We start from the raw sequence: 12,362 nt of genomic DNA on the forward strand, positions 1-12,362 counted from the left end.
TTTCTTTTAACTACTCAACGCCTTTAAAAAGCGTTGCAAACTCTTAAACACATTGGGCTTTTTCGCAGGTGTCGCGTCTGTTGCTGTTTGCGGTTGTCCCTTCAAGAGGATGAGATCCAACTCATCACCCGATGGTTTTGTAGGTAATTCGGCAATTCTTTGATATTCGCCGCTAATTTCCAGCCAAACCTCCCACTGTCCTGGATAGCAGCGATATAGGGCACTTTCATCGTCTACAGGGCGGAGATAATAGGCGGATTCAATGGTGCTGATAAAACGATCGCGGATTTTTCTAGCTGTATAACCAATGCCCACAGTTCCAGAATCTTCTAGGCGGGGATTTAACAAGACTAAAGGGCGATCGCCTATTTCTTGACATAACTTTTCCACCTGCGGTACTTCTACAGAAGTGGGGGCGATGAACAAGAAAATTTCATCCTCTGGCTGAATTTTTGTCTGCAAAGAAGCAGCCCTTCCCGTACCAATATCCAAAATTTGAAATGGTGTATCTGCCCAATTACGACGGGCTAAAGCCGCAGCACCAGCGTCAGCAAAGAAAATCTTCAAACGGGAATCATATTCTGTAAACACTGGCAGAAATTGTTCCGCCACCGGCATAAACTTGAGTTCTGGGAACAGGAAATCAACTTGTATGCGAGTACAGCCAGCTGCAAGGGCGGCTTGGACGGCTACACGAGATTGGGCGATCGCATCTTCAAGAGTATTTGGAAGTTCATTCATGGTTTATTATGTCGTTTTAGCATTACTCCCATTGTTCCAGTATTAGCTCTGATTGAGTAGACAGGCGATGACGATCAACCCCAGGATAGCCGCAATGGGTGTTGGGTAGGCGTAGCCCGTGAGGAGGAAAGTTCATAGGAGTAAGCATAAAGCTCAATTGAAGAAGTGCGATCGCATAGAAGACACACTCAAAATTTTACCTATTGTTAAAAGACTCGTTTAAAAGCGAGGTCAAAAATTTCATTGCTTACTTGCGATCGCAAGTATGGCAGAAGTTTTCACCAATCGTTGCTATACCCCTACTATTGTTAAAATAGCTTGCATTAGTACCTCTAACTCAATTGGTTTGGAAATATGCTGTTGAAATCCGGCTGCTAGTGCAAGTTGTTGATCAATTTCTCCTGCATAAGCAGTGAGAGCGATCGCCGGAATTTCTCCACCCTGGTCAGGTGACTGCTTTCTAATTTGACGAATTAGTGTGTAGCCATCCATATCGGGCATACCAATATCACTGATTAACAAATCAAATTTTGCTTGCTTCAAACTGCTGAGAGCATCATGTGCTGATTCCACTTCAGTCACTTGCGCCCCGTACTGTTCTAGCAGGAAGCCGATGAACTCCCGCGAATCTCTGTCATCATCTACAAGCAGCGCTTGCAATCCATTCAGATTGAAGTCTGAGTGATTATGAAACGCAGCATCATCTTGATTCAGTTTTGCCGCAGCGATCAGTGGAAACTTGACTTTAAACGTTGCTCCTTGACCTTCTCCAGGGCTTGCTACCTCAACAGTTCCTCCATGCAATTCAACCAAATGACGCACGATCGCTAACCCTAACCCCAATCCTCCAAATCTTCGGGTTGTTGTCCCATCGGCTTGGCGGAAGTAGTCAAAGACGTAGGGCAGAAAGTCAGCAGAGATCCCCATACCAGTGTCGCTGACAGAGATTTGAGTGTATTCCAAAGGATGAGTATCTACTTCATTCCTCCCTTTACCTTCATCCTTGATCCTTTCTAACCGCACCTCTACTCGACCACCCTGTGAGGTAAATTTAATCGCATTGGAAAGTAGATTCCAAACAACCTGTTGCAGGCGACCAGAATCACCCAACACTTGCCCAACGTTCGGTTCAAATATTGTTTGAATCTGAATGGATTTAGCTTCAGCAGCGAGCCGCACGGTTTCCAGAGCAGCTTTGATGGTACAAGTTAGACCGACTGGAACTGTATGCAAACTCAACTTGCCTTGGAGAATGCGCGACACATCGAGTAAATCTTCAATCAATTGCGCTTGCAGCTTGGCATTACGCTCGATTGTTTCGAGTGCATACTGAGTTTTGGCTGGGTTCTGGTGGCTCGTTTGCAAAATTTTTGCCCATCCCAAAATAGGATTCAAGGGCGATCGCAATTCATGAGACAGCACTGCTAGAAACTCATCTTTAATCCGATTGGCTTGTTGCGCTTGTTCAGTTTGTTGCTGCAAAGAAATCATCAGCTGATTGAGGCGATCGTTTTGCTCTTGCAGCAAGGCTGATGCTCGCTTCCGTTCGGTGATATCGGACAGGATGAAAACGGCACCCGTGAGAGTCCCATGCCCATCAAATACTGGGTCAATGGTTTTGGCAAACCACCGTCCTGTGGACTGAAATTCTAAAACTTGCCGTTGGTGAGTTTCTTTAGCACGGCGAAAGCAGGTGCCATCACCAATTCCCAATTCTGCGCCCATCAACTCATGGTGAACACAACCTAAAATTTTGTGGGAGGGCTTGCAAAAAAGCTGCATCATCGCTAGATTACAGCGCAGAATTATACCTTCTCGGTCTACCAGACATACGCTGTCCTTGATAGAGTCAAAGGTGGTTTGCCACTCCCGTGCTGAGGATAAAGCAGCTTCCTCGGCTCGGCGAATTCGCAGCAGCGATCGCACCGTAGCAAGTAGTTCAATGGGTTCAACAGGTTGCACCAGATAAGCATCGGCTCCACTGTCTAAGCCTTCTGCTTTATCCTGGCTTTGAATAAAACTTGCAGAAAGGTGTAGCACCGGAATAAACGCAGTTTCGGGATTTGCCTTAATTTGGCGACAGACTTCAAAGCCGCTGATATCTGGTAATTTGACATCCAAAATCACCAGAGTAGGCTGATGTTCAGCAGCAGCCTTTAATCCTGCTGCTCCGGTTGCCGCTTCCACGACGGTAAACCCTGCATTTTGCAAAATCCGGGTAACAATGTAACGATTTGCTTCGTTATCGTCAACATGCAGGATGATAATCCGTGGCTCAGACATGACTTTGCCCGCAAATATCTAGAACAAGCCCGGCTTTGATCAGTGCATCTTGAAGTTGGGCGTTCGCTGCCGTTTGAGAGCCTGTTTCTTTGGAAAGAATAGCGATGCTTGTTTTTGCTAATTGGCTCTGCGCTTCTGCATCCAGTTGTGCAGATGAGTGGATAATCACAGGAATCGACTGAGTGACGGGATTGCTCTTAAGCTGCTTGAGTACATCAAACCCGCTGAACTCTGGCATCTCCAGGTCAAGCACGATCACACTCGGTTGCTCGCATTGTGCCAAATTTAATCCTTCCCATCCGTTCATGGCTTCTAAAATACTCAATTGTGTATTTACTAACAACTGTTTCACCAAATACCGATAGGCGGGGTCATCGTCAATTAACAAGATTTTTTGAAGCTTGTTCTGATTAATTAGCGTATTAAGTTTGTTCAACAACGGCAATCTGTCTACCGGCTTAATTAGAAAACCGTTGGCTCCTAACGCTAGTGCTTGCTTCTCGTTATCAATGATGGTAATAACTAGTACAGGGATGGTACTGGTCGTTTCATCACCTTTGATTTCTCGCAAGAACGTCCAGCCGTTTTGCCCTTCTAGCATAATATCTAGCATAATCGCTGCCGGCTGAACTTGTTGTAATACTTGCCTTGCCTGAGCTAAGGTGCGGGTGGCAATCAATTGATAAGTTGATTGCTGAAGGTGGTTTTCGTAAATAAATAGTGTTTCTGGATGATCTTCAACTGCCAGAATGGGCAGGCGAGCTGGCTCAAGTGATGCCATCGGTTGCAGGAGGGTGGGAAATTCAGTTGCATGTGGGTAGACGATCGGAATCGATGCCGTAAATGTGGAGCCTTCACCCAGCTTACTTCTAACTGAAATACTGCCGCCGAGTAGCTCCGTTAGCTTGCGCGATAACGGCAATCCTAACCCGGTTCCCTTCACCTGCTTTTGCAGAGAAGACTCAATTTGGACAAAATCCTCAAAAATGCGCTCTTGATCGGCTGGAGCAATGCCGATGCCCGTATCGGACACGGAGAAGGTGACAGTATGACCCCTTTGCACGGCACTCACACGTACTTCTCCCTGCTCGGTAAACTTGAGGGCATTCGAGATAAAGTTTCTCAGAATTTGAGCGACTTTGCCCTCATCGCTATATATCTGCCCAATGCCATCAGGTTCCTCGACATTCAGCGCGACAGAGGAACCTTGAACCAATAATGGGCGCAGCATTCCCCGCAGCGTGGCAAACAAGTCACTGACTTCAAAGGAACTGGGACGCACTTCAATTTTTCCAGCTTCCACCTTTGCCAAATCCAGCAAGTCGTTGACTAGTTCTGATAATCCGCTCGCCCCCTTTTGGATGAATGTCACCTGCTTTTCTTGCTCGGCGGTCAAATCGCCATCCATCCGTGCCAGCAGCATCCGAGATAGGGACAGAATAGAGTTGAGCGGTGTGCGAAACTCATGACTCATGTTCGAGAGAAAGCGGGTTTTTAGCTCGTTAGCCTTTTGCAGAGAATCTGCCTTCTCATCCAGTTCCGCGTAGAGGGCAACTACACCACGATTAGTATCTTCTAGTTCTCGGTTAAGCTGGGTCAGTTCTTCCTCCCGCTTCCGTAATTCTCCCATTGCCCGCAGTAATTCCTGATTTTGGCGCTGGATTTCTTCATAGGGATTTTGGGGCGATCGCTTCATCACGGTTTCTCGAATCTGCTGCAATTGCGAATCGCTGAAAGTAGGTGTGCGCTTCGACAGCCTTTTGCTCATCACCACCGTTGTTCCCTGTCCCGGCAGCGATTCCATCTCAAAGAAATCCATCAGCTTGCGGCTGCCCATAATGCCTAGCCCCATTCCTGTAACAGAGGTGTAGCGTCCTGCCAAAACCTCTGCTAGATGAGGAATGCCCCCTCCCTGATCCTGAATCCGAATCAGAAAAGCCTGAGGTTCTCCTGCCACACAAAATTCAACCGTTCCACCTCTGGCATACTGAAAGGCGTTGCGGGCAATTTCGGAAACTGCCGTTGCCAATCGTGCTTGATCTTGAGCATCAAAGCCCAATTGCTCGGCTATCTCACGAGTTCGTTGTCTAGCTTGGACAACATCCTGTTCGTAGTGGATTTCGAGTGTGAAAAGAATTGTCAAGTCGCTTCGCTCCAATTCAAAAAAATTGCACTTTCTTTGGGACTTGTACCTTTAATTACGAATTAGTTATTATTTTCCATTCCTTTAGCCACTAACACCGTCACATCGTCCCGGTCTCGGTTAAAGTCTCGGTATAACACACCTGCAATCAGGCTGGGATGTTTTTGACTCAAGCCTGGATAGCGATCAAGCTGCCACTTACTGTCTAATCCATCAGAATGCATAATTAAAAGTCCGTTGGCATACCAGGGGTAGCTAAACTCTTGAATTTTACGAATTTCATGTCCGACCGTGCCGTTGTGAGACAGCAGATGGTGGTGTTCAGTAAATGAGAAAATCCTGGCAGCAATATTGCCAATTCCGGCAAAGCGGACAGACTGTTGTTCAAAATCAATTTCGGCAATGGCGAGTGCCGCTCCTCGTGTACTTCGCAAGGCGGCGTGGGCAGCTTCGACGATCGCACCAGGAGAACGATGATGTTCTTGAAAAATTCTTACGGCTTGTGAAGCAGCACTGGCAGCCGCAGGCCCATGCCCTAAGCCATCGGCTACTAGCAACAGGCTGCGGCATTGATCGACTTGACATGCCCAGGCATCTCCTGAAACCTCCTCCCCTCGTTTGGGCAAACAGATCACCCCAATTTCTAAGGTCTTTTCAGGCGGATGGGGTGCCGAGTTTGCCCAGAGGTGGACGAGGAGCGCCGTCCCTTGATTGCGAATTGAGTAAATTTCAAATAAACCAGAGAGGCGACGAATACCGCCCAGTCCATTGCCTAAGGTTCCGGCTGTGGAAAAGCCATCTTGCAAACACTCATCCACATCGACCATTCCCCGTCCTTTATCTAGTGACAAGACTTCAATACCGATGGCTGAATCGTGTTCGATCAATCTTAGTAACAACACTCCACCCTGACCGTGCTGGATCAGATTGTTTGCAAGCTCTGTCACCACAATGCCAACCCTGCCCCGTTGAGTTTCCTGAAAGCCGAGCCGAGTTGCTAAAGCGATCGCTACCCGTCGGGCTTCCCCGGTCTGGCTAGATTCAGTAATTGTAATGATGACAGATTCTCTCATTTTATTTCCATCGTACAATTGTTACCCGTGTTCCTTCTCCCACCGCAGACTGAATCTCAAACTCGTTGGCAAGTCGTTTGGCACCGCCCAGTCCCATACCCAACCCGCCCCCCGTGGTGAACCCATCCTTCAGCGCCAGATCAATATCGGGAATTCCCGGCCCCTGATCTTCAAAGGTCAGCCGGAGTCCTCGTCGTCTCCCTTCCTGAAGCGTTTCTAACTTGACAGTGCCACCTCCCCCGTATTCTAGGGTGTTGCGGGCTAACTCACTGGCGGCGGTCACAATTTTAGTTTGATCTACTAAGCCAAAGCCAATTTCCACGCCCAGCTGGCGCACGGCTTGCCGAACTAAGACTACATCTATAGAAGATTGAATGTTGATCGTTTCAGTCTTCTGCATTGTCATCTGCACTCCGTTTGGTGGCAGCGACCGGATTTGTGGTTTCATTGAGTGATGATCGCAACAGTGCCATGCCCTTTTCTACGTTTAGGGCAGTGCGAATGCCCGTCAGCGACACCCCCAATTCCACCAGGGTAATTGCCACAGCAGGCTGCATCCCAACGACAACCGTCTCCGCATCTAGCACTCGTGACATTCTGGCAATGTTGGCTAAAATCCTACCAATGAAGGAATCAACAATATCTAATGCCGAAATATCGATTAATACACCGTGAGCGTTGGTTTGAGTTATACGGTTGGTTAGGTCGTCCTGTAATGTCATGGCAAGGTGATCGTGCATATCCACTTGGATCGTCACAAGCAGACAATTGCCCATTTTGAGTATAGGAATGCATTCCATTGGTTCCTACCTATTGAGGTTGAGAGCGGGTAATGGTTACTCCCAACCGTTTTAGCGCCATGAGAAAGGCATCGGCTAACGTCGCTTTGGTGATTACATCTGCCAAATCTATGCCGAGATAAACGATTGTTTGAGCAATTTGAGGACGAATGCCACTGATCATACAATCGGCTCCCATGAGACGGGCAGCAGTAACGGTCTTGAGCAGATGTTGAGCTGTGAGGGTATCGACGGTGGGAACCCCGGTAATGTCAATAATGGCAACTTCTGACCCGGTTTCAACAATTTTCTGCAATAACGACTCCATCATCATTTGAGTGCGGGCACTATCCAGGGTGCCGATAATGGGCAATGCCAAAATTCCCTCCCAGAGTTTAATTACTGGGGTAGACAGCTCCATTAACTCTTCCTGCTGCCGCAAAATTACTTCTTCCCGCGCCTTTTGATACACTTCAATTGTCAGCAATCCTAGTTGATCCAGTAAGTTTGTGGCTAGCCATATCTCTTCACCCAACTCAACGGGGTCTTTCAATTGCTGACGCATCCGCTTGAACAGGGGTTGCTTGAAGGAGAAGACGAATGTAGCCGTTTCCGATGGGGTGAAGCCTTTTTGCGATCGCGATCGAGAAATGCTACTTAGGATCTCTCGCATATCCTCCCACACTGCTGCTTGAATATTGGCCAACTTGCCCTGCCCAACAGCAATCCGAAACAGGCTAAGGAATTCCCGGCACTCCTCCTTTAGCTCGGCTTCTTTAATCAAGCCTCTCCGAATATTGATAGTGGCTAACTCCTGAGTCCACTCCGACAGCAGGTCTGCCTCAAAGGTTTCCAGGATCTCTGGTATCTTACTTTCGCTCATCGTTCCTATAAGGGCAACCGCTTTCATTAGTCCAAAATTCAGTGTATGACGATTCAGTCCAACGTGAAAGCTGATATTGGAGAGCGATTTTTTTAGGATAACTGGGCAATACCTGCCGTTGGCGATCGTGATTCTTGATTAATTTCTTTTGACCAAACTGGCTCGAAATAGCCTCTGCCCAGCCTGCGAATACATAGGTGTTAGTTTCAGCCTTGTGTCAGCTTTTTGTGTTAATCAAAGCAATGAAGACAATAGTATTCTGGTCAGTCAGTGAGATTTCAACTTTTTTGTTCTCTGCTGTTGTGCCATTAGGCAGTGACCAATGCTGTATCTAAGTTTTAGTATGAGCGATCAACGCTTAACTAAAGATAAATCCGGTGTCAGCCTTTGCAAAACTTGCTTTAATACCATTACCGTCCAATCTATATCAGCTTCACTGGTATCACGCCCCAATGTGATGCGAATTCCTCCCAAAGCGGCTTTTTCAGAATAACCCATCGCTAATAATATCGGGCTAGGGCTAAGTTTACCACTATGACAGGCAGCACCAGCACTGATGCCGATACCTGCAAGGTTTAGCTGCCGTACCAAGGTTTTACCGCTGAGTTTTTTGCCATCGGCGTTTTCTAAGCACATACTTACATGGTGAGGCAAACGATCGCAGCCATCCCCTGTGGCAATTAAACCAGGAATTTCAGCTAATTGGGCAAAGGCGCGATCGCGTAACTCAATTAACCGTGGTGTTTCTGTGGCTAATTCTTCGGCTGCTAATTCTGCTGCTACACCAAACCCGGCAATTATCGGTACTGCTTGCGTACCAGAACGCAGCCCCATTTCTTGCCCACCACCACCCAGTAAGGGCATCAACTCCACACCAGGACGCACGTACAGCGCCCCTACACCTTGGGGACCATATATTTTATGACTAGAAAGGCTAATTAAGTCTACGGGCAGTTGTTGCACATCTATGGGTAAGCGTCCCGCAGCTTGCACTGCATCTGTGTGGAACAAAGCACCGTGTGATGGCTCTGCCCGCCGCAGGCATCGCACAATTTTGCCCAGTTCCTCAATTGGTTGCACAGTGCCAACTTCACTTTGACCGTAAATTATGGAAACAAGAACTGTGTTATGTCGCAATGCTGCCTTTAAATCTAGGGGGTTGACTCTGCCTTTAATATCTACACCTAGGCGCGTAACTTCCCAACCCCACATTTCTAGAAGCTTTACTGTCTCAGAAATTGCGGAATGCTCGACGCTGGAGATAATTATATGTTGAGGAACAGCATACAACCGAGCCACACCCATAATTGCGAGATTATTTGCTTCTGTACCACCAGATGTAAAGATTATTGATGCTGGATCGACAGCATTAATTAGTCCAGCAACTTGGACTCTGGCTTGTTCTACAACCGTTGCAGCGCGTTGTCCCCATTCATGTAAGCTGGAAGGATTGCCCCACTCTTGGGTGAGGACTCTTTGCATAACTGCGATCGCTTCTTTTCGAGTGGGAGTAGTGGCACTGTAATCTAGATAAATTTGCATATAACCGATAATGGTGAGAACACACGTTGGTAGTAGGCTGCTGATCTTGCCAGCATATATACTTTGAGTGGACAATTCCTGAAAAAAATCTCTGTAATTCTGCCTCTAGCAGTGGATTTTTCCCTTTACTTGGAAAGTTATTTTCTACTTCATTCAGAACACAAAATTTTGGGAATTATAAATATGTCCACTCCCAATCCACTTTTAACAGATTACAGTGCAACTTTTATCTAGACAAAGGTATTTTTTATATATCTTTTTACTGATATTCTCCCTTGCTGGTTGTCAACGAGTCCAGTCTCTCAATCAGCGTCCAGCACCTTTACCACAAGACCCGTTAGTTCAAGTTTATTTTAACCATTCTGAGTCTTCAGAATACAAAGAACCTTACCGTCAGCAAACTCGCCTTGGGGATGATTTAGAAAAACAGATTGTTGATGCGATTACGCAAGCTAAATCTACAGTAGATGTGGCGGTGCAAGAATTACGTTTACCCAAAGTTGCCCAAGCACTGGTTGATAGACAAAAAGCTGGCGTAAAAGTCAGGATAATTTTAGAAAATACATATAGCCGACCTTGGAGCAACTTAACATCTACTGAAGTAAGTAAGTTAGATAAAAGGGAACAGGAACGCTACAACGAATTTCGCAAATTTATCGATATTAATCAAGATAATCAACTCACTCCAGCAGAAATCAATCAAAGAGATGCTTTGATAATTTTGCAAAATGCCAAAACTCTCTGGATAGATGATCAAGCAGATGGTTCAGCTGGTAGCAGTTTGATGCACCACAAATTTGTGATTGTGGATAATCGCATTGTAATTATAACTTCGGCCAATTTTACTTTAAGTGATACTTATGGTGATTTCACAAATTCTAGCAGTTTAGGCAATGTCAATAACTTATTGCAGATTGACAGCCCAGAATTAGCATCTTTATTTACAGAAGAGTTTAATATCATGTGGGGAGATGGCCCAGGAGGTAAGCTAGATAGTCAATTTGGTTTGAAAAAACCGATGCGTTTACCTAAACAAATAACTTTAGGTAGCACCCAAATTACTGTGCAATTTTCGCCTACTTCTCCAACTCAACCTTGGAGTAACAGTAGTAATGGTTTAATTGGCAAAACTTTAGATTCAGCAAGTAAATCTGTTGATATGGCATTATTTGTCTTTTCCGAACAGCGGATTGCCAATATTTTAGAAAAACGCCATCAACAAAGTGTGCAAATTCGCGGTTTAATTGAACCACAATTTGCCTATCGTCCCTATAGCGAAGCATTGGATATGATGGGGGTTGCTCTTAGTAACAAATGTAAATATGAAGTTGACAATCATCCTTGGCAAAATCCAATTACAACCGTAGGTGTACCTATGTTACCCAAGGGTGATTTATTACATCACAAATTTGGTGTTATTGATAGTCAAACAGTAATTACAGGTTCTCATAATTGGTCAGATGCTGCTAATAATGGTAACGATGAGACGCTTGTAGTAATTGAAAGTCCTATCGTTGCTGCCCATTATGTGCGGGAATTTGCTCGTCTTTATACCAAGGTTAAACCCGGCTTACCACCAGGAATTCAAGAGAAAATTAAGTTAGAACAAACACGCTGTCCCCAGATAAAAAGTTCTTCATCAAGTAAACAACAAGCAATTAAACAAATAAATATCAACACTGCAAGTATGGAAGAATTAGCAACTCTCCCTGGCGTGGGCAAGAAGTTAGCACAGCGGATAATTATTAGCCGTCAACAGCGAAAATTTACATCTTTACAAGACTTGGAAAGAGTTCCAGGAGTTAGTGCTAAGACATTAGAAAAATGGGGTGAGCGCCTTATTTGGTAAGGGCGCACAGATGTTCACTAACTTTTTGAGCAAATTCTTGGAGGTTGGCATTAAAGACTAAGTTTTTTGGTTTAACTTGATCTTAGTAGCGATCGCGAGGGTAAATAAAGCTATTTTTATCTTCATGATTAGGCTGTAACAGAAATAGCCTATGCCTTTATCCTTTGATCTTATCGAGAGCTAGATTCAGCTTCAACACATTAACTCCAGGCTCACCAAAGATGCCGAGAAAACGACCATCGGTATTTTGGGCAATCAAAGTTTCCAGTTGGGGGGGCTGAACTCCTCGCGCCTTGGCTACTCGTGCAATTTGAGCGATCGCAGCTTTGGGGGTGATGTGGGGATCAAGGCTGGAACCAGAGGTGTAGACTAGATCAGCAGTCGGCTGTACACCTGCTGTTTTCAAACGATTGAAGTCACCTTCAACCTTTTTGTTAGGATCGGGGTCATTTTTACCTTTGATGCGTTCCAGTAATGCGGGATTACTAGGAGCCAAGTTACTAGCACCAGAAACCCCGGTTTTTAAAACTCCCGCATCGTCCTTTTTGGGGTCGGCTGTGCTGTAACTGGTGGTACTGGGACGGCTGTTAAAATAGCGATCGCTACTAAAAGGTTGACCAATCAAAGCAGAACCGACAACTTGACCTGTGCTATTTGTTAGTAAACTACCATTTGCTTGAAACGGAAACACAATCTGCCCAATGACAATCATCGCAAAAGGATAAATAATCGCTCCAATAACCCAGAGTACTAGGGTAGAACGAATAGCCCTGCTAGCTTCGCGTGCAAAACTCATTAGAATTTCTCCGGTACAAACATTACAAAAAATAAATAGATGGAAAGCCCTAGCGTCACCAGTCCTAACAGCCCCAATCCCCAAGATTGACTGCGGGAAAGCTGTTCACCAGTAGCCGCATAAACTAGAGGTGCAACCACTAGGTTGAAACACATCGCCAAGAACAAATACAGTGGTAGCTTTTGTCTACGCCATTGACACCAGATTTCAGTTATTTCTTCTAATACTTGAGATGCAGCGAGCGCGCGGCGGATATTAACGGGTTTCATAGTA

The 12,362-nt window shown here is 45.7% G+C and carries 11 protein-coding genes and 1 pseudogene; 1 reads left to right on the forward strand and 11 read right to left on the reverse strand.

Annotated features, from left to right (window positions below; all coding sequences use genetic code 11):
• Nucleotides 1-6 precede the first annotated feature (6 nt).
• The 8 genes from F8R90_RS06605 to F8R90_RS06640 form a co-directional block, all read right to left on the reverse strand.
• Complete coding sequence (locus tag F8R90_RS06605; protein ID WP_196510083.1) at nucleotides 7-741, reverse strand: DUF1995 family protein; 735 nt, start codon at nucleotides 739-741, stop codon at nucleotides 7-9.
• 291 nt (nucleotides 742-1,032) lie between these two features.
• Nucleotides 1,033-3,024, reverse strand: coding sequence for a hybrid sensor histidine kinase/response regulator (locus F8R90_RS06610; RefSeq protein ID WP_196510084.1), 1,992 nt, complete (start codon nucleotides 3,022-3,024; stop codon nucleotides 1,033-1,035).
• Entirely contained in the window at nucleotides 3,017-5,167 is a 2,151-nt protein-coding gene (locus F8R90_RS06615; RefSeq protein ID WP_196510085.1) for an ATP-binding protein, read from the reverse strand. The genes F8R90_RS06610 and F8R90_RS06615 overlap by 8 nt, the downstream gene beginning before the upstream one ends.
• 62 nt (nucleotides 5,168-5,229) lie before the next feature.
• On the reverse strand, nucleotides 5,230-6,240 hold the full coding sequence (locus F8R90_RS06620) for an ATP-binding SpoIIE family protein phosphatase (protein WP_196510086.1): 1,011 nt from the start codon (nucleotides 6,238-6,240) through the stop codon (nucleotides 5,230-5,232).
• 1 nt (nucleotide 6,241) lies between these two features.
• Nucleotides 6,242-6,640 (reverse strand): anti-sigma regulatory factor, encoded by a 399-nt coding sequence (locus F8R90_RS06625; RefSeq protein ID WP_196510087.1) that lies wholly within the window; start codon nucleotides 6,638-6,640, stop codon nucleotides 6,242-6,244.
• The gene (locus F8R90_RS06630) at nucleotides 6,627-7,040 is read right to left on the reverse strand and encodes an STAS domain-containing protein (protein ID WP_196510088.1); all 414 of its coding nucleotides are present in this window, start codon (nucleotides 7,038-7,040) and stop codon (nucleotides 6,627-6,629) included. The genes F8R90_RS06625 and F8R90_RS06630 overlap by 14 nt, the downstream gene beginning before the upstream one ends.
• A gap of 10 nt (nucleotides 7,041-7,050) precedes the next feature.
• On the reverse strand, nucleotides 7,051-7,902 hold the full coding sequence (locus F8R90_RS06635) for an STAS domain-containing protein (protein WP_196510089.1): 852 nt from the start codon (nucleotides 7,900-7,902) through the stop codon (nucleotides 7,051-7,053).
• A 351-nt stretch (nucleotides 7,903-8,253) separates the two neighbouring features.
• Nucleotides 8,254-9,444: a cysteine desulfurase family protein gene (locus F8R90_RS06640; RefSeq protein WP_196510105.1), complete on the reverse strand. Its 1,191-nt coding sequence runs from the start codon at nucleotides 9,442-9,444 to the stop codon at nucleotides 8,254-8,256.
• A 217-nt stretch (nucleotides 9,445-9,661) separates the two neighbouring features.
• Between F8R90_RS06640 and F8R90_RS06645 the strand changes: the two genes are divergently transcribed.
• Nucleotides 9,662-11,293, forward strand: coding sequence for a DUF655 domain-containing protein (locus F8R90_RS06645; RefSeq protein WP_196510090.1), 1,632 nt, complete (start codon nucleotides 9,662-9,664; stop codon nucleotides 11,291-11,293).
• Here the strand turns inward: F8R90_RS06645 and F8R90_RS33795 are convergent.
• From F8R90_RS33795 to F8R90_RS06655, 3 genes and pseudogenes are all read right to left on the reverse strand, one after another.
• A pseudogene (locus F8R90_RS33795) lies at nucleotides 11,292-11,435 on the reverse strand (DUF7219 family protein); the annotation flags it as partial. The gene F8R90_RS06645 and the pseudogene F8R90_RS33795 sit on opposite strands and share 2 nt — an antisense overlap.
• A gap of 15 nt (nucleotides 11,436-11,450) precedes the next feature.
• A complete protein-coding gene (gene kdpC / locus F8R90_RS06650; protein ID WP_196510091.1) occupies nucleotides 11,451-12,089 on the reverse strand; it encodes a K(+)-transporting ATPase subunit C in 639 nt (212 codons plus the stop codon).
• A complete protein-coding gene (locus F8R90_RS06655) occupies nucleotides 12,089-12,358 on the reverse strand; it encodes a potassium-transporting ATPase subunit F (protein ID WP_196510092.1) in 270 nt (89 codons plus the stop codon). Before F8R90_RS06655 ends, kdpC begins: the two co-directional genes overlap by 1 nt.
• Between the last annotated feature and the right edge of the window lie 4 nt (nucleotides 12,359-12,362).

The organism is Nostoc sp. NZL, from assembly GCF_015714705.1.
GTDB lineage: Bacteria > Cyanobacteriota > Cyanobacteriia > Cyanobacteriales > Nostocaceae > Nostoc > Nostoc foliaceum_A.